Source organism: Anaerobacillus alkalilacustris (assembly GCF_001866005.1).
Lineage (GTDB): Bacteria > Bacillota > Bacilli > Bacillales > Anaerobacillaceae > Anaerobacillus > Anaerobacillus alkalilacustris.
The window spans coordinates 551045-572377 of record NZ_MLQR01000001.1 but is presented as its reverse complement, the minus strand read 5'-3'; the positions used below and the strand labels follow the sequence as shown (position 1 = coordinate 572377).

Sequence of the window (21333 nt, the reverse complement as noted above, 5' to 3'; positions counted from 1 at the left end):
ATGTAGTTGCGAGTGATTTAACGCAACTACATATAGTTACTTAATGGGGATAATATTGAATTATGAAATTCATTAATTCAACAATTTCTTCATTCGTTCTACGACGTTACCTACTGAAAATCCGTACTCAGCTACAACTTTGTTCATCGGCGCAGATGCCCCAAATTGGTCAATTGCAATAATATCACCTTGATCTCCTACGTATTTATGCCAGCCAATCGAAGAGCCCATTTCTACAGCTAAACGTGCTTTGATTGCTGAAGGAAGAACACTTTCTTTATATTGTTGTGTTTGTTGTTCAAAGCGATACCAACTTGGCATACTAACGACCGATACGTAAATACCTTTCTTTTCAAGTTCCTTTTGTGCTTCAACAGCTAAAGGTACTTCTGACCCTGTAGCAATAATTAATCCTTCAGCCTTGCTGTTCGCTTCTGAAATCACATAAGCTCCTTTTGTAACTCCTTCATAAGCGACATCGACACTTTCAGCAGTTGTCATTAAGTCTTGACGGCTAAGTGCTAATACTGTCGGTTCATCCTTACTTTCAACAGCAACTTTCCACGCAGCAACGGTTTCATTACTGTCTGCTGGACGAATCACATTTAATCCTGGCATCGCTCTAAACGCCGCTAACTGTTCGACAGGTTCATGCGTTGGTCCGTCTTCTCCTACAGCGATACTGTCATGGGTGAACACGTAAGTAACCGGTAACTTCATTAGTGCAGATAGGCGAATTGCTGCACGTAAGTAATCAGAAAATACGAAGAATGTTGCACCAAAAGGCTTCACTCCTCCGTGTAATGCCATTCCGTTGAGCATGGCCCCCATCGCAAACTCACGAACTCCGTACCAAACATTACGACCACTATAATTTTGTCGAGTAAAATCCGCTTCCCCTTTTAACATTGTTTTGTTGGAAGAAGCAAGGTCAGCAGATCCACCAAAGATTGCTTTTACTGCTTTTGCAGCTGCATTTAAAGCTTCTCCACCTGAAGAGCGTGTCGCCACTTTATCTTTGCCTGCGACGTACGTAGGAAGTTCTGTATCCCAGTCAATTGGCAACTCACCATTCATTGCTAATGTTAATTGTTCCCCAAGTTCAGGGTATTGTTGTTGATATTGTTCGACTAACTTATTCCAGTCATTCGCAACCTTATCTCCCCGTTGTTTCAAACTTTCGAAATGGTCACGAACTTCTGAAGGAATGTGGAAAGGTTCCTCTGAAACCCAAGCATAGTTTTCTTTTGTAAGCTTTATTTCTTCACTACCTAATGGCGCACCGTGAGAAGCAGATTTCCCACCTTTATTTGGTGAGCCATAACCAATTGTTGTTTTTACTTCGATTAATGATGGTCGCTCATCTTCCTTCGCTAAACGAATCGCATCATTAATTGCTTCTAAATCATTTCCATCTTCCACTAAAAGGTAGTGCCAACCGTATGCTTTGAAACGATCAGCGACACTTTCAGAAAAAGCCATATGAAGCTCACCGTCTAATGAAATATCATTTGAATCATATAAAACAACTAATCTACCAAGTTGTAGGTGTCCTGCTAACGACGCAGCTTCAGCACTAACTCCTTCCATTAAATCGCCATCACCACAAATGCTATATGTATAATGGTCAATTACGTTATAGTCTTCACGGTTAAAGGTAGCCGCTAAGTGTCGTTCTGTCATTGCCATTCCAACAGCCATCGCAAACCCTTGGCCTAGTGGACCAGTTGTTGCATCAACCCCTGCCGTATGCCCAAACTCTGGGTGTCCCGGTGTTTTACTTCCCCACTGACGGAAATTTTTCAAATCATCTAAACTAACATCATAACCTGTTAAATGAAGAATACTATATAACAGCATAGAACCATGGCCAGCTGATAATACAAAGCGGTCGCGTTCAAACCAATTCGGGTTGCTCGGACTATGCTTCATTACATTACTGTAAAGTGAGTATGCCATCGGGGCAGCTCCCATCGGCATTCCTGGATGTCCTGAATTCGCTTTCTCAATACCGTCGATTGATAATGTTCGAATTGTATTAATGGATAATTGTTCAATCGTTTGTTGTGTTGTTTTCAAAAAAACACTTCCTCTCTATCTTTATAAAATAAGTTGTTTTGCTAAAACTTCACGATTATCGATAACTAAAACTCTTGACCCCTCCACCCCCTCTAACCATTCGAGTGTTTTTTCGACAAGCTTAATTGCTAACACACGATCAGCAGCAGAAGGATAAGGGCCAACACATTGCGCTTCATCAATTTCGATAATCTTAAAATCTACTTCATCTGTAAAAGCGAGTTTTCTTTTTAACAAATTACCATCTATTTTCTTGTTCATAAACAAGAAAACATAGGTTTCACCATTGCCTGCTCTTGCTTCAATTTCTAACTTCACTTTATTAACTTCTTCTTGTGACTCAGTATTAGAAACGACAATTCCATTTACAGCAATAGCTGAATCTAAAAGTAATGAATTTGTCGAGCGACCAGGAATTTGAATTCCAAACACACGAATATGGTCTAAAACTAAAGAACTAGCCGTATCTTTTATTTGTAAAACACCGTTTAATACTGAGTTTAATGCAGTATCATATCCCAATGTACTATCTGATTCGAGAGCATCGTTGTAGATCGAAGAAGGAATACATAAAACGTTCGTTCGATCTTTCAATAATTCATAGATGAGTAACGTTTCTTTAATTGGTCCAATGACAAGTAAAGCTTCAATCTTTTCACTAGTAACACTATTTTGAAGAAGTTGTGCTGTTTCTTTCATAAATGGAGTACATTTTAATTCTAGTTGAGATCTTTTATTTCTAATAACCGCCTGTACTAGATGCAATGACATAAACGTGTAGTTCCGAGCAGTAGAATCATATTCAACACCAACAAGGTTTGCATTCTCTCTAACTTTTTCCCCGAGATGAAAAAGAAAATCTTTTACGCCCCCTGTATTCATTCCTACATTCATTACACCAATTTTCATGATCGATCCCCCTATTGAATTTAATTTTTTCGAAATTTCTTTAACCCTTCGTTTAACCCTTTTGTTTGTACATAAACATCCTTATAAATCCGGAAAAGTTCTTGATACTTCTCTACATTTTCAGGAATTGGTTGATAAGCTTTAGCTTCTGAAGTGAATACATCCGCACATTGTTGCAAGCTCGCAAACCACTGACTGCCATATGCGGCTAACATGGCCGCTCCAACAGCCGGTCCTTGTTCACTAGATAGCTTTACAATGGTTGCATTAAACACATCCGCTTGAGTTTGGAGCCATGTATCATTTTTCGCTCCACCACCGATTGAAATAATCGTATCGATCTTCTTCCCACTTTTACGGAAAATTTCAATTGATTCGTTTAATGAGAAAGTAATTCCTTCAATCACCGCACGGGCGAAATCAATACGCTCATGAGAAGCCTCCATACCAATAAAACTTGCACGGATATTTGCATCTGCATGTGGTGTTCTTTCACCTACTACATACGGAGTGAAAAGTAAGCCGTTCGCACCTACTGGAACATCCTCCAACCCATCAAGAAGAGTTTCGAAGTCTTCGTTTTTGCCAAAGGTATCTTTAAACCAACTTAAGCTATACCCTGCCGCAAGTGTCACACCCATTGTGTAGTATGCTTTTTCTTCACCGTGGTTAAAATAATGAACTTTCCCTTCAAAATCACGATCATTTCTTTCTTCATAAGAAAGGACAACACCAGATGTACCGATACTACAAAGTGTTTTACCTTCTGATAAAATCCCTGAACCAATCGCACCGCAAGCGTTATCGGCCCCACCAGCAAATACTTTCGTTGTTGCTGCTAGACCCGTTTCAGTAGCGAATTGCTCTGTGAGTGTTCCAACAAACTGATGGGAAGCTACTAATGATGGACACAGTTGAGGATCTACACCAACAAGTTCACAAACATCTTCGCTCCAACTTTTTTCAGCAACATTTAATAGTAGTGTTCCAGCTGCATCAGAGTACTCACTATGAATTTGTCCCGTCATTTGATAACGTAAGTAATCTTTCGGCAACATAAACACAGCCGCTTTTTCATAAGTTTCTCTTTCATATTGCTTCACCCATAGTAACTTCGGTAATGTAAACCCTTCTAATGCAGGATTTTTTGTAATTTGTAACAGGCGCTCTTCACCTAAAATATCGTAGATTTGCCCGCACTGCTCAGTCGTTCTCGTATCATTCCATAAAATTGCATTTCTAAGCACTTCATTATTTTTGTCTAATAAAACGAGGCCGTGCATTTGCCCAGAATAGCTAATTCCTTCAATATTTGAAACATCACCATCAAACCGAGCAACTAATTCTTGTAAAGCAGAGGTTGTTTTTTCAACCCATTCTGTTGGATTTTGTTCACTATACCCTGATTTTTCTTGAATTAAAGGATAGGCTTTCGACGCTTCATCACACACTTTACCTTCTTGATTCATTAAAATAACTTTTACTGCACTTGTTCCGAGATCTACTCCAATGACATATTTCATCGATCATCATCCTTTTTATAGTCGATTTAAAAATATGCTGGAAAACGAGTGTCGTCCAGCATATTTTCGTTACATTCACTTTTTATAATTAGGCGTTATTTGAAGAGATAGCTTCAAGTAAATATTTGTTTAAAATTGCTTTTAAATGCTCTTGACGACCAGACTTGTTTGTCGTAACTTTGTCAATTTCTAAAGCGTGCTTTTGTAAAGAATGGAAATCGGCTTTTCCTTCTACGATGTCAAGACCAATTCCTTCTGTGAAGCTGCTATAGCGATCAGCAACAAAATCTTCTAATACTTTATCTTCAAGCATACGTTGTGCTACTTTCGTACCGATAGCAAATGCGTCCATACCTGCAATATGTGCATAGAATAAATCTTCAGTATCAAATGAACCACGACGTACTTTTGCATCAAAGTTTAATCCACCAGAACCTAGTCCGTCATTTTTAATGATTTCATACATTGCTAATGTGGTTGAGTAAAGGTCTGTTGGGAATTCGTCAGTGTCCCACCCAAGTAGTGTATCACCTTGGTTAGCATCTACTGATCCTAACATACCGTTAATACGTGCCACATGTAACTCATGCTCGAAAGTATGTCCAGCAAGTGTTGCATGGTTCGCCTCGATATTAAACTTAAATGTATCTTGTAAGTCATATTGTTGTAAAAATGCTAATCCTGTAGCAACATCAAAGTCATATTGGTGCTTTGTTGGCTCTTGAGGTTTTGGTTCAATTAAAAATTGAGCATCAAAACCAATTTCTTTAGCATAGTCTTTCGCCATATGGAAGAAGCGAGCAAGGTTGTCTAACTCAAGTTTCATGTTTGTATTTAATAAAGTATCGTAACCTTCACGTCCACCCCAGAATACATAGTTCTCAGCACCTAGCTCTTTACCAATTTCTAAGCCTTTTTTCACTTTCGCTGCTGCATAAGCAAACACATCAGCATTCGGAGCAGTTGCAGCACCGTGTAACCAACGACGATGTGAAAACATGTTTGCAGTGTTCCATAATAATTTCGTTTTACTTGTTTTCATGTATTCTTGGATCATTGGAACAATAATATCTAAGTTTTTAAATGTTTCACTTAATGAATCCGATTCAGGAGCAACATCAAAATCATGGAAACAGAAATATGGTACATCTAATTTTTCAAAGAATTCAAAAGAAGCTTCTACACGCGCTTTTGCTAAATCAATTCCTGTTAAGTGATCGTACGGTCTAACCATTGTCCCTTGTCCGAAAGGGTCATTTCCTTCACCAGTAAATGTGTGCCAATATGATACGGCAAAACGCATGAAATCTTCCATTCTTTGACCGTTAATCATTTCTCCAGGGTTATAATATTTAAATGCAAAAGGATTATTTGTATTAGGCCCTTCGTACGCAATTTTGTTAATGTTTTTGAAATAAGTCATTTAAAATTCCTCCAATTTATATGTTTTTATTTATAATTCTAAAATTGCCGGTCGTTTCAGCGTGGCATCGTTACCTAGATTTATATTCAATTGTGGCCAACCACTATTTGAAACTGTAATTATTTCAGACTTTGTACTTTCTGCAACTATCGTATCTTCCGATTTTGTCCCTTTAATCGAAGGGTTCCAAGCAAATGCTTGGTTTACTTGAATTATCTCTTCAGTCATTGAGGTAATCAAGTAATCTCGGTTTTGATAACCAATCGCTCCACCTTGATGGTGATACTTCCACTCACCACGATAACCTGCAACTTCATAAAACCGCTTCATTTTCTCGAACATTTGTCCGGCTGTTGTTCCAACTTTCGTTGCTTCAATAAGTTGCGCGTCGATGGTGGCGGTTAACAAAAATTTATCGTTCAAACTTTGTGATAATTTCCCTTTATGAACAATCCTTGTTAAAGCGACAATTAAACCTTTATACGAAACACATGATACGACCATACATTTTTTCTCAAACCGTTTATTCGTTGCGATAGGGTGCCTAAAAAGATCAATCCGTTCATCACAAGCGATTAACGTAACTGTAGGTAATAATCCGTTAGATAAATAAACTCGGTTTAAGTTTGCAGCGATCTCTAATTCGGTTTGTCCAGGAGTAATCGTCATACAAAACTGTTCCATCAGTTCGGTGGCTTTTGAACCTAAGTCTCTGTATCTATTAAGCTCTAACTCTGTTAATGAGAAACGCAATTCACTTAATTCAGCGACTTTTAAATCAAAGCCGTCCAATAAAGTATCTGTTGCCACTTTTCCTTTCTTAACGACTTTCCATACTACTGAAGCAACATCTTCATACCAAGGATATTCAATAACTTCAATTGGCAAAGAAGCAATTTCTTCGTTTACAACGCGTGGTTTTTCGATTGTATTAGTTACTAAATAAATATTGTCATTTGTCACTAGTAATCCACATTCACCTGTTTCACTGTTATAAGGAATTCCGTTATAACCACCACTCGTTAACCAAGCAAAGTTGTCTGTCCTTTGATAGAAAACAGCATCATAATTTTCTCTTTGTAAGAACCCCCTTACAATTTTCAATTTAGTTGTTAAATCTTCCACTCGTGATTGAACTTCTATGAACATTTTCCACCTCGCTCAAGCAAACAAAATTGTGATTTAATTTCTTCAATGTTTTTTAACTTACAAACATATTGTAACAGCAAAAACTTAGTTTGTCTATCGAATGAACTAAGTTTTTGTTAGGAAATTTTATTTCGATTAAAAACTAGTGTAATTAATACTCCTTATTTTAGGAATCCTCTCTAATATAGATCAAATTATTTAACTGGTAGATACAACTTTTCCACTAAAGGATCTATACTTTCATATACGGTTGCCTCGCACCATCCTACACCTACTGTCATTACACCCAACATCCTTATTCACACTTCTTTAGTTTGTACATCGAACAAACTAAGTTTCCTTTTTACAATAATTTATGGTATAACTAGTATTATAGAGTTCAGTAAAATCTTTATTTTAAAAAAATGATAGGGAGCTAAACAAATGTCTTGGAATCAGCAATTAGTAAAGCTTAATAATAAATCATTAGTGTTAAAAATGATTAAAGATGAAGGCCCTCTCTCTCGTGCGGAAATTTCACAACGTCTAGGATTAACAAAAGGAACTGTTTCTTCATTAGTTAATGAATTATTAAATGAAAGTTTTTGTTATGAGACAGGCCCTGGGGAGTCAAGTGGAGGAAGGCGACCTGTTATGCTCTTATTTAATAAATCATCAGGGTATTCGATTGGCATTGACTTAGGTGTTAATTATATTTTAGGTGTATTATCAGATTTAAACGGAAAAATAGTTGCCGAAAAGAAGATCCGTCTTTATGATACAACCTTTGATGAAACCGTAATCATCCTAAAAAATGTAATTAATGATTTACTGAGCGATGCCCCAAACAGTAAATATGGAGTCGTTGGTATCGGCATCGGTGTCCCAGGGATCGTTAATAAACAAAGTGAAATTTTACTAGCCCCAAATTTAGGCTGGAAACATGTTCATCTAAAAGAGGAAATTGAAAAAGAATTTCAGTTACCTGTCATTATCGACAATGAAGCAAATGCGGGAGCATACGGAGAAAAAGTTTTAGGTGCTGGTCAAAATTATGAAGACATCATTTATATAAGTGCAGGAATCGGGATCGGTGTTGGATTTATTTTAAACAATGAGCTATACCGTGGAAAAAATGGTTTTTCTGGGGAACTTGGACATATGATTATTGAAGTGAACGGAAAAACTTGTAGCTGTGGCAGTAGTGGTTGTTGGGAACTTTATGCATCAGAACGAGCACTATTAACCGAAGCAAAAAGATTACCTTTCCTTCCTCTGAAGGAAAAAGAACTAACACTAGAGTCGTTAATCGAAGTGGCCAATACAAATGAAGAAATTGCCCATTATTTTAAACAAGTTGGTCATTATTTAGGAATTGGCATTAATAATATCATAAATACGTTCAATCCCGAACAAATTATTATCGGTAACCGTTTGGCAATGGCAAAAAAGTGGATCGAAGAACCTGTAAAACAAGTTGTTGAAAGGTATACGTTAAAACAACATCAAACGGACTTAACAATTACTTTTGCTGAGCTATCGGTATACTCGACAGCCTTAGGAGTATCCGCTTATGCGACCGAGAATTTCTTACTCTCTGACTTGCTTCAGCAATAAATAAAAGACGACTTTATAATCCATCACTTGGATACAAGTCGTCCTTTTTTCTTTTTATCAATATTTAAAAAGCTTTGGTAACAAGACCACATGATGATATAAGCAATTACACTTCCACCAAAAAACACCGCTAATTGAGGAATGATTAGAAAAATGTAATAAAATAAAACTAAGCCTAAGATCATAATAATATTATTAATTGGATTAATAATTACGATTAAAAAGGAGTTTTTTACAACTTGATAAAGTCTTACATTGTAATGAACATACGTAGGAAAAAGGTATAATGCCACTAAACTAAAAAGAAGTACTAAAAGAAAAAAAGCATATTTACTTATTTGAATGAGCGGATCATTGCTGAACATTATAACGTAATTTTGTATATAAAGGACATACCCTATAGCCACAAAGATCCATCCAATAACGTTCCCTTTAAAAAATTCTTTTTTATAGCTTTGCCAAAACGTTTTAAAAATTGGAGTGTCAGGTTGATCCATCAGCCATTTTCGAACGACAGAAAACATTGCGATCGTAGCTGGGAAAACTCCTGATACAAGTAAGCCGACAAAGGAAAAAGCAATCCATAAAATATTCACATAAGCAAGCCTCATAATCCATTCACAAACTCTGTACAAAAAACTTGTTACAAAATTCACTTCTGCCCACTCCTTAAACGGTTCATATATTATCTACGATAACAAGTTTAGGGCTGTCCGATAAGTGTCTGATACTTTCTTTTAGGACAACCCCCTTTATATTTAACCACTTATTTTGTAAAGATACTACTTAACGCCCGTTATTTTTCTTGGAGCCAAAGAATGCTTGTCACACCTCTTGGATAATATTTACTACCACTAATTTCTCCGGAAATGATTTGATCACTCCAACTCCAAACAGACAATGTAGGATGCGTTAACCATTCAACATGGGCTGCGTCTGCTCGCTTTCCTTTTTCGTCCCATGTTAAGCCGAGTATTTCACGAGCGATAAATTGTGACAAATAAATTTTACTGAGCCATGAGTTATTACTAGTTGAAGAGATTTTCCAACCTCCATTTTCAAATAAGCATACGCCATCAACTAAAACTGTATCTAAATGCTTTTTGAGTGCTTTGATATATGGACCAAAACGACCATTAGGATCTAACGCATCTTTACAATTCGTAAAGTACGGGAACACTAAGCCTTCAATCGCTGGAATAATTTTAGAATCATTTCCTTCTCCAACAACCGCTGGAATGTAGCCGTCTTCAGTCACAAAGCTCACGATTGTTTCAGCAGCTCTTTCAGCTTGTAAGCCCGCTTCCTTCGCTAATTCAACTTCTCCATTGTCAGCAAAAATCTTTTCTAACGCTATATAAGACGCCCAACACTTTCCAGCCATATAAATATTATTTCTTGCTTGGCCTAACGAAACATCAAGACTATCATAAGTCGTAATCTCTGCTCCACCCATAACACGAGTAGAATCTAACCCCATAATTCCATTTCTTTTTTCAGCAACTGGATGGTCGCGATTCAATAAACTTTCAAAACATTTATTAAAAATTTCCATATTGTTTTCTATCCATTTTTTATCTTCTGTTTGCTCTAGATAAACAGCCGCACATAGTATCCAATTCACCAATTGTTCATGAGTCATATGTGAGAAACAGCCGTCTAATCCGTATAATTCATACGAGGAATATTGTGGTCTTGAGATCGTATTTGCAACACCCATATCATGTGTAAAGCTTATCCCACCAGGATATTCTGTTTCATCATTTGGAAAACGAACTTTATCCTCATAGCTAAATCTTTTAACAAACATATCTAATTCATTTTTTACTGTCCATGGGTTCATTTTCAACTCAAAAAATAGTTGATCAACCGTTAAATCAAACGTATTCATCATTCGATATTCGCCTTCATTAACTACCCAAAACGGCTCGCCACCAACATCTAAAAATTGTGTGCTACCGTAATAGCTTCTAATAGAGTGTGCCATCATAAATTTTTGGTCTTCTGTTAAATGCTCGGCATCATTAACTAGTTGGTTCGCTTTTATCGCACGCTCTTTTACTACATCTACGTTTTGTAGGGCGTATTGAGCGACTTCTTCGATGTTTTTAAAATAACGAGTATAATAATATGACGTATCTAGACCAGCTGTAACATAGCCTGAACGGTGGAAACAAATTGCAAATTGATACGTTTTTCGAGTTCCAGCAGGTACATCCATAATTAATGATGCAACTGGCCCTAAACCGAATGTCCAGTTTTCTTGAATAGTAGTCATTAAAATATTTTCCAAACTAAAGTGCATTGCCGATTTGACTTCTTTATTAGAAGCTGCAATTGCCGTTATTCGTCCCTGACCTACACCAGCAATATCTTGGCACTTATCATCTAATCTTCTCATCGAACTGTATGCATCATTACCTTCGTAACCCAAAAACGCTCTTCTCGTTTTCGTTCCTTTTGTATTATCGATCGTTAGTTCAGCTATAACAGCTGGCATGATCGTTGATTTCAACTCTTCATCTGAACTATCCGTCGGGTCTGGAACAGATTGTGCTTGTGAATAAATTGTAAAAGTTAGATCTCCGGCTTTCCAAGTGTCTGTTCCTAACTGAAAATCACGTTCTATATTTTCTTTTTCAAAAGGAAAAATCATTTTTGGTTTATCAGGATTAGGGTCTGGATTTTCAATATCATAACGTTTACTTTCATCTTCACCTGTAGCAAAAAATGGTAATGCCTCATATATTCCATCTCGATCGATAGATTCAACACCTACAAAAATGTTTTTACGAGGTGAACGACCTAATTCTAAGTCAAGTCCTCCCCCACTCCCTGGAAATCCTAAAGTAAAACTAGAGAATGCTCCAATTGGTGAATGATGAGCATTAAAAAACATATTTTTTCCCATTCTATCTCCCTACTTTCTTCAAGATATACTAACTAGAAAAGCGCAAGGCGCCCGCCTATCGGCTTAAACCACCGCAAGGGTAGGGCTGAAGTCGTAGAACCGATGGCGCCTGGAGCTAGACAGCTGCCAAAGTTCAAATATTTTATACTTCCTTATCTTTTAAGAAATTATCCTTTAACTGCTCCTGATGAAATACCTTCAACGATTTTATTACTTAAGAAGAAGAATGCAATTAAGATCGGTAAAATACTAATAACTAAAGTAGCACCAATTGCTCCCCATTCCGTCATATATTGACCTACGAAATTTTGAATTCCAACGGTTAGCGTTTTATATTTATCGGAACTAATAAATGTGTTAATAAAAATAAACTCATTCCAGTTGTAAATCATGTTAATAATCGCTGTTGTCGCAATTACAGGCATTGTCATCGGTAATGTAACTTGAAAGAAAATCCGATGAACTGAGCAACCATCGATGACCGCAGCTTCTTCAATTTCACGTGGTAACGTATAATAAAAACCGAGCAAAATCATTATCGTCAACGGAAGGTTAAACGCCGTATAAGTTAAGACAATCGCTATCGGATTATCGATTAAATTCACTCTTAGGAAAAAATCGAATAATGGAATTAACGTCGAATGTACCGGGATCATAATCCCTACCATAAAGAGTCCTAAAACAAGTTTATTAAGCTTCCATTTCATTCTTGTAATTGCAAATGTTACTAAACTAGCTGATAAAACCGTTAAAATTACGGCAGTGGCAGTAATCCATACACTATTAAAGAAGTACAAGCTTATATTTCCTTCTGTCCAAACAGTTATATAGTTTCCCCACTGTGGATTACTAGGTAATGAAAATGGTGAGTCGTTAAATACTTCACTATTCGTTTTCAGCGAAAAGAATACCAACCAAATCAACGGGTAAATTTGGAAAAAAGCTATGATACCTAGTATTGTATAAAGGACTACGAAACCAATTTTACTTAACAAGCTACCTGTAGAATTTTGAGGGTCTAACTTAGGAGCTTGTTGTTTTTCTTGTTGTACTGTTACTTCATTCATCATTTTCCCCTCCTTTAATATTGGATCTCTTCATCTGAAACCGTTAATTTTCTAATGAGCCACGTTATCACGAGAATAATCAATAATAAGAAAAATCCAATCGCACTTCCGTAACCAAAATTGTATGAACCAAAGGCCTGTTTATACATGTAGGATGCCATAACTTCACTTGCACCGTTAGGACCTCCACCGGTCATTACGTAAATTAAATCAAAGTACTTTAATGAGCCGACAATCGCTAACACAATCGTTATTTTAATGATATTTGAAATTAACGGAAGTTTAATTTTATATCCAATTTGAAACGGAGTTGCCCCATCAATTTTCGCAGCTTCAATAATTGAATCTGGAATGTTCTTTAAGGCTGCATAGTAGATTAAAATGTAAAAACCAGCATATTGCCAAATAATAGGAATAAAAATTGCAAATAATACGATATTTGGATCTGATAGCCATGCTGGTGGATTATTAACGCCAATACTCATTAAAAAACTATTTACTACACCGTTTGTAGGGTGGTAAATTTTCAACCATAGCTGAGCGATTGCTACAGAAGATAACAACATCGGTATTAAATAAATTTTTCTAAGTAAATTCGCACCTTTAATTTTCCCTGCTAAAATTAAAGAAATAACTAAGTAACCTACTAAACTCAATGCAGAAAAGGCTGCTAATAGAAATGAGTGATACACACTTGTCCAAAACATCCCATCTGTTATGAGTCTTCGATAGTTTTCGAGCCCAACAAACGTCATTTCTCCGATTCCGTCCCATTTCATTAACCCGTAATAGCCTGTTAATGCGATCGGAATATAGATTAGTAGCATGATTAGAAAAAGTGCGGGGAATACATATAGTGCAATGATAAATTTATTTGACATGACTTTATTCATAGTTTCATCCCCTTTATATTCGGATAAAATTTAAAAGTGAAGGACATACCCGTAATGAAAGATATGCCCTTATTAACGTTAATTTTTTACTTAGTCTTCACTAGATAAAGCTTCTTCATGTCTTTCGGCAAACTCTTCTGGCGTAACTTGCTCACCGAATAAGGCTTGGATCATATTTAAATGTACTTGTGCTACCGATGAGCTCATTTGAACATCTGCATACAATGTAATATTGCTCGCATTATTTAACTCATCTAATACATCAATATACATTTCTGGTAAGTCCAATGTAGAAGTATCAACCATTGTTGCTGGGATTACACCTGCATCTTCAACAGATCTTTTTCCCCACTCCTCAACGAAAAATCTTACAAATGCTTTTGCTTCATCTTTAACGTCAGAGTTTTCAGCAACGAATAAACCAACGCCCGGTCCACCTACGAAGCTGTTAATGTCGCCTTGTCCACCATCAACCATCGGGAACTTAAAGAAGTCAATTGCATCTCTAAATTCTTGAGGTACACTTTCGTTTGTTGTGAAGTTTGGCAATTCCCAAGAACCCATTAAATACATAGCTGCTTGATTATTCATAAATGGACCTTTTGCTTCATCATTTGATAGTCCATTAAATCCTCTTACGAAAGCGTTCATTTCTACTAAATTTTGAAGTTCTTCAGCAGCTTGAATTAATGCAGGGTCTTCAAAAGTACCAGTACGATTAATCGCATTAGTTAATGTATCTGGACCACCAATGCGATCTGCTAAATACATATACCACATCGAACCTGTCCATGCATCTCTGTTTCCTACAGTAATCGGTGTTACACCGTTATCAACTAACGTTTCAACAATATGTTTAAATTCTTCAAAAGTTTCTGGAACATCTAAGCCGTGTTCTGCAAAGATCTCTGTATTGTAATAAATTGGGGCAATGTTTAATTCAAGTGGAAGCGCATACGCTTGTTCATTGTAAGAAAACGCATCTACTGTGCCAGGAATGAACAATTCACTAAAGTCGCCATCAAGCATATCATCAATAACTGCAAATTTATTTCCTCTAGCAAAAGGCTCTAATGCACCTGCTGCCCAAGTCATTCCCACATCTGGAAGGTTGTTAGATGACGCTAAAATTTGTAAACGCTCTCTATATTGTTCTACTGATAACACTTCTGTTTCAACTTTTACATTTGGGTTTTGACTTTCAAAGTCACTAATAATGTCTCCTACAATCAGGTTGTGCTGTTCTGCACTACCTGATGGCCATAAGTGCATGAAATTAACTGTAACTTGTTCATCACTACCTGCACTTGAACCATTGTCTGTACTAGAACCGTTGTCTGCGTTACTTTCATTTGAGCCAGAACACGCAGCTAAAACTAATAAAAACAATGTGAAAACAGAAAACAATGTAATCGCTTTCTTTTTAAACAAATAAATTACCCCCTACTACTTTGTATTTGTGTCCCTTTTTGTTGAACACAAATTAATTGTAGCACCATTTGTTATTTCGAATAAGGTAAGTACGATTGGGTAAAATGCTACTATTTTTAGATTATTTTAATTTTTTATACTTGCTCGGTGTTAAACCTTCATACTCTTTAAAAGTTTTAATGAAGTACTTTGAGGTCGTATAACCGACGGCTTCTGCTATTTCAGCGACCGAGAATTGTGTCGTTAACAACAAATTCTTCGCCTTCTGAATTCTAGAGCGTGTCACATACTCACTAAACTTCATATTCGTATGTTCTTTAAACAGCACACTAAAATAGCTCGAATTTAAATGAACATGAGCAGCCACTTCCTTTAATGTCAGTGGATGCTCCAAATTCTCTTCAATAAAATCTATCGCTTTTTTTATAGAACCTATATACTCTTCCTCAGACTTTATATTTACTAAACTATCATCTACTACCTTTTCAATCATGTCGCTTCGATAGCGTTTTTCCTCTACTTGTAAAGCTTTTTCTACTTCATCAATTAATTTTTGCTTTTTTATAGGCTTTAATAAATAATTAACAACACCTATCTCTATCGCTTCTTGAGCATAGCTAAAATCTGAATAAGCTGAGATTATAATCACTACCGGAAGATGGTTTTGCTCCTTCAATATTTTTAGCATTTCAAGCCCAGTCACCTCTGGCATTGATATATCAGTAATTAAGACGTGAATTGTTTGCTGCTCTAAGATTTCGATGGCCGTTTGCGCATTTGGCGCAGCTAAAATTTCATGATTTCCACTGGACCACGACTCGAGAGTTTTTTTCAATCCTTGCAAAGTAATTGGCTCATCATCAACGATTAATATCTTCTTCCCCATAATTCCCCTCCCATTTTAATGGTATCTTGAACTGACAACACGTTCCTTTATTTAATTCACTACTGATTTTTACACCGACACTCGTATTAGGATAATAAAGCTTTAACCTTTGATCGACATTGACAATCCCAATACCGTTTTTACTTTTAATGATTGTCTCTCCTGTTTTTAATTGGTCATTTAATACCTCGACAGTTTCTTTCTCTATCCCTTTACCGTTGTCACTAACCTCAAATACTAAATAATCTTCTGCAGGAGATTTTTTTATAGTAACTGAGGTTTTTCCTTGTCCAATTTTATTACTAATGCCGTGGATGATCGCATTTTCAACTAAAGGCTGAATAATCAATTTGGGTATTTTTACATCTTCGAACTGTGGTGGCACTTGAATTTCCCAACAAATATTCTGTAATCTAAATTTCATGATTTGCATATATTTTTCTACATGGTTTAATTCCTGACTGATCGTTACCCATTCTTCGTTATTATTTTTATCGATCGTATAACGAAATAACTCAGACATTGCCACAATAAGATCAGCTAACTTATCGTCACCTTTTTCCTCTAATGACCAATAAAGTGCATTTAATGTATTAAAAAGAAAGTGAGGATTAATTTGTGATTGCAAAGCTTTTAACTCTATTCTACTTCGACTTAGCTCTTTTTCATAAACTACTTGGATTAAATGGTTAATTTCTTCAACCATGTCATTATAAGTAGTATTTAACTCGTTGATTTCAATCGTTGAAGGTACATCTATATTAATAGCGAGTTCCCCTTCTCCTCTATTTTGCATCGTCCTTGTCAACTGAAAAATCGGTCGCGTAATCATTGTCGAAAGAAAATATGACAAAATCACAAATAAAATGAAGCCGAAAAGGGCAGATGAGTAAGTCGCTGTCTTTAATACAGAAACACCTTCCGTCAATGTTTCCACAGGTTTCAAGATTGTTAACGTCCAACCTGTGTAATTGGACACTTGTTTCACGTACATATAGTCGTTCCCGTCTATCAGAATGACTCCTTCATCTTTTTCTAAAACTTGTTCGTAATCCCCGGTGTAATTTGAAATAATTGGTTCTTTGTTTTTGTCTAATAAAATTGTATATTCTTCACTTGATGGTAACTTTCTAGTTTCCATTAAGTGAAAATAATTAGGGTTGACTTGAATTAATAGATAGCCTCCGTTAGCGAAAGAATGATCGATTAAATTAACTTGTCTAATGGCTAAAAAATAACCTGGGTCTTTCGGATCTTCACCGATCCAGACGAGCCCCCCATTAGCAACGTTTGCTTCAATCAGCCACTTTCTTTCAATACGATCAGTCAACATAGCTTCATCAAGGGGAATTACTTTACTGAAATCTTTTGTATAAAGTTCAAACGATGCGATGGCATTGGTATAAATTAAATACCTATTCACTTCTTCCATTATTGATTGTCGCTCACGAAAACTAGGTGTTTGCCTCATAAGATCATCAAGCAAATATTGTTGTAAATTCGAATTTGTCGCAACTTGAACACTTAAATTGTTGATTTGTTCATAAAGCGAATCGATCCTTCCTGAAGCTTCAACTGCCGTATGGCGCATTTGTCCTTCGGATTTATCTGTAATCAAATTTAAAACGATACTGTAAGTAATCGTACCAACGACTATAAGACTAATAAACATTACAAACAAATAAACAATTAGAATTTGATTTCGAAGAGTATTATATTTGCCTAATAAAAAGTTCATGTGCGTAACAACCCTTCTTAATGAGTGAATTTCATAATTACTATAATGAGCTAAATTAAACTATATGTAGTTGCGAAAAATTTAACACAACTACATATAGTTACATAAAGGCAAATATTGAATTTGAAATTCATTAAATTTAGAAAGAATACAATTATATTATTATATAATAACAAAACTACTAAAAAGAATACAACGCTTTCATTCCCTTAGGGAATAGTCCCTTGTTTGATAGTGATGTTTTTTGATTGTTTTTACTCTAAAGAAGTAATTACTATACCAACGCATTACTCCCTTACCCAACACACTTTAGCTTTTTAGGCACAACAAAAAGAGGCTGTGAATGGTTACGTTCCGCAAAACGTGCGATATGAATGGTTGGAAGGTGAAGGCTGTGCAAAATAATAATCTGCGCCTTGTTCAGCCGAGTGTGCAAATAGTTGTGAGAGGACCTCAAGAAGGCGCTTCATCACACTATAATCTCCTTTTTGCACGGCAGCATCTAGCGCTTCTTCGACACGGTGGTTACGTGGAATAACTGCTGGATTTGATTTTTGCATTAACTCTCGTGATGCTTCCTTCGACTCCTGCTGTTTCTCTAGTCTTGCCTGCCAACGCTCATACCACTTTTCAAAATCATCAAAACCATGTAGAGATGTATCTTCAATCGTATCAAAAGTTAATGCCCGGAATGTATTTGTGAAGTCACCACGATACTTTTGCATCATCGTAAGGAGTTCCTCAATTAGACCTTCATCTTCCTTCTTCTCTTCGTATAAATAATTAAAAGGATGTCAAACGTAGTTCTTCACGTCCTTTTTTGTTATTCATTCTTCTAAGGAAAGATATAAGGATCTTTTAAGTTCTCTTGGTCACTTTTGAAGTATAATGAAAATCCGTCAATTACGGTCATTCCTTAATTGGCGAATTTATTCATTTATTTAGATCTTCAAGCATAAATGCGCCCGGTAATAACTCATTAACAGTAAGCTCTTTTACCTCTTTTTTAAATTCCCTAATTAAATCTTCATATTAGGATTACATAGTTCTGCAATTACTTGGCGACCAGCTCCACAAGGCGGAACTGGTCGTTCGGTATCTGCTAACTACACTTAAAGCAACCAAGTCTGTAACACCTTCAGAATACGCTTTAAATAGCGCAGTACGTTCCGCACAATTACACATGCTGTAAGCTGCATTCTCAATATTACAACCATGATATACTTTCCCGCTTTTAGATAATAACGCAGCACCCGCACTAACCATGGCTTGTGCATCAGCCAAACTTCTAATTCCGCCTGAAGCTTTTACACCGACCGTTGGACCTACAGCGTTTCTCATTAAAGAAATGTCTTCTACGGTTGCTCCGCCATGTGAAAAACCTGTGGATGTTTTAACAAAATCAGCACCTGCCAATACCGCAATACGGCAAGCTCGTTCTTTTTCTTCTTCTGTTATAAAGACACGTTTCAATAATGACTTTTGTTAAAGCTTTCCCTTTAGCCACATCTACGACAGCACGAATATCACGTTCAACTAGCTCATCATTTTTTTCTTTTAAGGCGGCAACATTAATCACCATATCTACTTCTGTCGCACCTTTTTCAATTACATTTTTTGTTTCAAATGCTTTCGTTTCAGGAAGCGTAGATCCAAGCGGAAAACCTATGACTGTACAAACATCCACTCCTGGATTGTTTAATAAGTTGGCAGGCAGTTCAACCCATGTAACACAAAAAAATGCAACCCAAACAGGTTGCATTTTTGAATATGATTATTTAAAAACCGTTCTAATAATTTCATCGATATTCATATTACTATCTATTTCAAAAGTCCCTGGACGTAATGAATTGGCTACGCCACGTTTTTCTACCTCGTTAACTAAGTCCATAGCTCTATCAATAATGTTTGCACGTACTAACGCTTGCCCAACATCGATACTTGTCATCCCTGAAACTACAGTTAGCATTGTTCGATAAACAACTTTTTCATCCGCACTTTCTCTCAGCTTCTGATTATCTTTTTCCAGCTCTTTAATAGCTTCAAGCTGCTCCTGCCATTCTTCTTCAGTTTTGACCACATACCCACTGGAAATAAGTATGCTTTTCATCTCATCATCAGTTTGGATTTCATCATTAGGAATCATGCTATTTATCTCTTCTTCAGTCGTTACTACATACCCTTCGGAGTTTAGTAAAACTTTCATTTCCTCAACAGTTGGTGTCTCATCAGTCTGTTTACTAATCACTTCCGTAGGCCCAAAGAAATAAACTGCACTTACTACAGTTGTCGCGACCAAAAGTCCACTTGCAAAGCTTTGAACTAATTTAGCTGCCATTTGCAACACTTCTCCTTTCTTTTTTTGTTGTTTCCATAAAAGGAGCAAGTAATAGTGTTATTTCATTCTCTGTTACCTTTTTTTCAGCAGCAATTCCTTCTATTGAATAGCCTGATTTATATAAATCAAGAACTTCTTGCAATAGGCGGTGTTCAGATGAAAAACTTACCTGAATCCCTGTTTCTTTCTTTATTATTTCTGTATCAAGTTCGACCTTTCGAATTTGCTTCTCTAATTGTTGCACTTCTTTCATAATAGTAATAGAAAACTGTTCAATGCCTCTTTCCTCAGCCTTCCGTACTTGTTTATTATTATAAAAAGATAAAACGAGCAACAACACTGCTGCACCAAACAAAATAGCTAACGCCCATTCCATCATACATTCATCCTCCCTTAATAAGATCTATTATCAAGCACCTATACTATTATACATTGAATAGAGAACATTATCGACCCAAAACAAGAAAACAATCCAATAGTCGGGCATTTTCGACAAATGTAAAAAAAGAAAATACAATACCTATGATTAGCGCGATCTCATATAATGTTTTATCATTACATACTTCTATGTTTTATAGAGCCTAAACAACAAGAGTCTTAACAACATAAATAAAAAACGACATAATTCCTCGCTCTATTACGAAAAACTACGTCGTTGTACACATATGAATAGTTCATGCTACCTAGGATTCCTTCGGTAATGCTCTACTAAAAAAGCGACACATCTCCTCACTTTAACGAAAAATTGTGTCATTAATTTCTACACTCCAGGCACCATTCTTAAGTTAAAATTTTTCTAGCTTCATTTAAGCGTTGGACTGAAGTGAAAATTTGTACGGCTAGGAAGATGAGTGCTACATAGATTAAATAGTTTGAGAAAATAATCATTAATGAGAAAAAAATAAATCCTTCTGTTCGTTCTGCCATACCAGGTTGATAATAAAAAGTCTTAATGCCTTTTTTCTCTGAAACTGCTCCAACAGTTAAGAAGATCGTCATACAATAAATAATAGAAACACTAAGCAAGAGGAGCACCCACATCGTATCTGGATAGCGGAACGCTAAGCCGAGCAAGACACTAATTTCGACGAGCCTGTCAAAACTAACATCGAGAACCGTTCCAAATGGCGTTGATGTTGTTTTCCTGGCCATCGTACCGTCTACCACATCTAAAAATCCAGATAACCACAATACTACTAATGCCCATATTGGTTGGTCAAAATAAATGAAAACACCTGATGAAATACCAATGAAAAAAGCAATACAGGTGACTTGATTTGCAGTTAAGCCAGCTTTTAGTAAAACATTAGCAACACTGTCAACCATAGGCTGCACTAAGTGGCGAGCTTTCGTATCAAGCATCATTGACACCTCCTGTTATTTTTTAAGA

The 21333-nt window shown here is 36.3% G+C and carries 16 protein-coding genes and 2 pseudogenes; 1 reads left to right on the top strand and 17 read right to left on the bottom strand.

All coding sequences use genetic code 11. The annotated features are described in order from the left end of the window. Positions 1-72: 72 nt before the first annotated feature. The 5 genes from tkt to BKP37_RS02835 all read right to left on the bottom strand — a co-directional run bounded on the left by tkt (position 73) and on the right by BKP37_RS02835 (position 7083). Positions 73-2079, bottom strand: a complete 2007-nt coding sequence (tkt, locus tag BKP37_RS02855; protein WP_071308183.1) for a transketolase — start codon at positions 2077-2079, stop codon at positions 73-75. A 21-nt stretch (positions 2080-2100) separates the two neighbouring features. After that, positions 2101-2988, bottom strand: a complete 888-nt coding sequence (locus BKP37_RS02850; protein WP_071308182.1) for a 6-phosphofructokinase — start codon at positions 2986-2988, stop codon at positions 2101-2103. A 20-nt stretch (positions 2989-3008) separates the two neighbouring features. After that, positions 3009-4511, bottom strand: a complete 1503-nt coding sequence (gene xylB / locus BKP37_RS02845) for a xylulokinase (RefSeq protein ID WP_071308181.1) — start codon at positions 4509-4511, stop codon at positions 3009-3011. Positions 4512-4599: 88 nt separating this feature from the next. Beyond that, positions 4600-5934, bottom strand: coding sequence for a xylose isomerase (xylA, locus tag BKP37_RS02840; RefSeq protein ID WP_071308180.1), 1335 nt, complete (start codon positions 5932-5934; stop codon positions 4600-4602). 30 nt (positions 5935-5964) lie between these two features. Next, positions 5965-7083 (bottom strand): M24 family metallopeptidase, encoded by a 1119-nt coding sequence (locus tag BKP37_RS02835; protein ID WP_071308179.1) that lies wholly within the window; start codon positions 7081-7083, stop codon positions 5965-5967. A 423-nt stretch (positions 7084-7506) separates the two neighbouring features. Here BKP37_RS02835 and BKP37_RS02830 point away from each other — a divergent pair, with 423 nt between their 5' ends. Further along, complete coding sequence (locus tag BKP37_RS02830) at positions 7507-8679, top strand: ROK family transcriptional regulator (protein WP_071308178.1); 1173 nt, start codon at positions 7507-7509, stop codon at positions 8677-8679. 23 nt (positions 8680-8702) lie between these two features. On the opposite strand, the gene BKP37_RS02825 is transcribed toward BKP37_RS02830, so the two are convergent. From BKP37_RS02825 to BKP37_RS02770, 12 genes and pseudogenes are all read right to left on the bottom strand, one after another. Further along, positions 8703-9335, bottom strand: coding sequence for a YesL family protein (locus tag BKP37_RS02825; protein ID WP_084034518.1), 633 nt, complete (start codon positions 9333-9335; stop codon positions 8703-8705). 140 nt (positions 9336-9475) lie between these two features. After that, on the bottom strand, positions 9476-11590 hold the full coding sequence (locus BKP37_RS02820; protein WP_071308177.1) for a glycoside hydrolase family 52 protein: 2115 nt from the start codon (positions 11588-11590) through the stop codon (positions 9476-9478). A gap of 167 nt (positions 11591-11757) precedes the next feature. Further along, positions 11758-12657, bottom strand: a complete 900-nt coding sequence (locus BKP37_RS02815; RefSeq protein WP_084034517.1) for a carbohydrate ABC transporter permease — start codon at positions 12655-12657, stop codon at positions 11758-11760. A 14-nt stretch (positions 12658-12671) separates the two neighbouring features. Next, the gene (locus BKP37_RS02810; protein ID WP_071308176.1) at positions 12672-13550 is read right to left on the bottom strand and encodes a carbohydrate ABC transporter permease; all 879 of its coding nucleotides are present in this window, start codon (positions 13548-13550) and stop codon (positions 12672-12674) included. Positions 13551-13640: 90 nt separating this feature from the next. Then, the gene (locus BKP37_RS02805) at positions 13641-14981 is read right to left on the bottom strand and encodes an extracellular solute-binding protein (protein WP_071308175.1); all 1341 of its coding nucleotides are present in this window, start codon (positions 14979-14981) and stop codon (positions 13641-13643) included. 121 nt (positions 14982-15102) lie between these two features. Then, entirely contained in the window at positions 15103-15867 is a 765-nt protein-coding gene (locus BKP37_RS02800) for a response regulator transcription factor (protein ID WP_071308174.1), read from the bottom strand. Continuing rightward, positions 15842-17605 (bottom strand): sensor histidine kinase, encoded by a 1764-nt coding sequence (locus BKP37_RS02795; RefSeq protein WP_071308173.1) that lies wholly within the window; start codon positions 17603-17605, stop codon positions 15842-15844. Before BKP37_RS02795 ends, BKP37_RS02800 begins: the two co-directional genes overlap by 26 nt. Before the next feature lie 347 nt (positions 17606-17952). Further along, positions 17953-18360: pseudogene (locus BKP37_RS02790) on the bottom strand (protein adenylyltransferase SelO family protein); the annotation flags it as partial. Positions 18361-18643: 283 nt separating this feature from the next. Continuing rightward, a pseudogene (gene deoC, locus BKP37_RS20930) lies at positions 18644-19349 on the bottom strand (deoxyribose-phosphate aldolase); the annotation flags it as partial. A 30-nt stretch (positions 19350-19379) separates the two neighbouring features. Then, complete coding sequence (locus tag BKP37_RS02780; RefSeq protein ID WP_071308171.1) at positions 19380-19943, bottom strand: hypothetical protein; 564 nt, start codon at positions 19941-19943, stop codon at positions 19380-19382. Continuing rightward, the gene (locus tag BKP37_RS02775; RefSeq protein WP_245712427.1) at positions 19933-20322 is read right to left on the bottom strand and encodes a hypothetical protein; all 390 of its coding nucleotides are present in this window, start codon (positions 20320-20322) and stop codon (positions 19933-19935) included. Before BKP37_RS02775 ends, BKP37_RS02780 begins: the two co-directional genes overlap by 11 nt. Before the next feature lie 401 nt (positions 20323-20723). After that, positions 20724-21305 (bottom strand): CDP-alcohol phosphatidyltransferase family protein, encoded by a 582-nt coding sequence (locus BKP37_RS02770; RefSeq protein WP_071308170.1) that lies wholly within the window; start codon positions 21303-21305, stop codon positions 20724-20726. Positions 21306-21333 lie beyond the last annotated feature (28 nt).

Bases quoted from the DNA above. Each gene is read 5' to 3' on its own strand.
- BKP37_RS02850 (WP_071308182.1), bottom strand. From the start codon at position 2,988: ATGAAAATTGGTGTAATGAATGTAGGAATGAATACAGGGGGCGTAAAA.
- xylB (WP_071308181.1), bottom strand. From the start codon at position 4,511: ATGAAATATGTCATTGGAGTAGATCTCGGAACAAGTGCAGTAAAAGTT.
- xylA (WP_071308180.1), bottom strand. From the start codon at position 5,934: ATGACTTATTTCAAAAACATTAACAAAATTGCGTACGAAGGGCCTAAT.
- BKP37_RS02835 (WP_071308179.1), bottom strand. From the start codon at position 7,083: ATGTTCATAGAAGTTCAATCACGAGTGGAAGATTTAACAACTAAATTG.
- BKP37_RS02830 (WP_071308178.1), top strand. From the start codon at position 7,507: ATGTCTTGGAATCAGCAATTAGTAAAGCTTAATAATAAATCATTAGTG.
- BKP37_RS02820 (WP_071308177.1), bottom strand. From the start codon at position 11,590: ATGGGAAAAAATATGTTTTTTAATGCTCATCATTCACCAATTGGAGCA.
- BKP37_RS02815 (WP_084034517.1), bottom strand. From the start codon at position 12,657: ATGAATGAAGTAACAGTACAACAAGAAAAACAACAAGCTCCTAAGTTA.
- BKP37_RS02810 (WP_071308176.1), bottom strand. From the start codon at position 13,550: ATGAATAAAGTCATGTCAAATAAATTTATCATTGCACTATATGTATTC.
- BKP37_RS02800 (WP_071308174.1), bottom strand. From the start codon at position 15,867: ATGGGGAAGAAGATATTAATCGTTGATGATGAGCCAATTACTTTGCAA.
- BKP37_RS02795 (WP_071308173.1), bottom strand. From the start codon at position 17,605: ATGAACTTTTTATTAGGCAAATATAATACTCTTCGAAATCAAATTCTA.
- BKP37_RS02780 (WP_071308171.1), bottom strand. From the start codon at position 19,943: ATGGCAGCTAAATTAGTTCAAAGCTTTGCAAGTGGACTTTTGGTCGCG.
- BKP37_RS02775 (WP_245712427.1), bottom strand. From the start codon at position 20,322: ATGATGGAATGGGCGTTAGCTATTTTGTTTGGTGCAGCAGTGTTGTTG.
- BKP37_RS02770 (WP_071308170.1), bottom strand. From the start codon at position 21,305: ATGCTTGATACGAAAGCTCGCCACTTAGTGCAGCCTATGGTTGACAGT.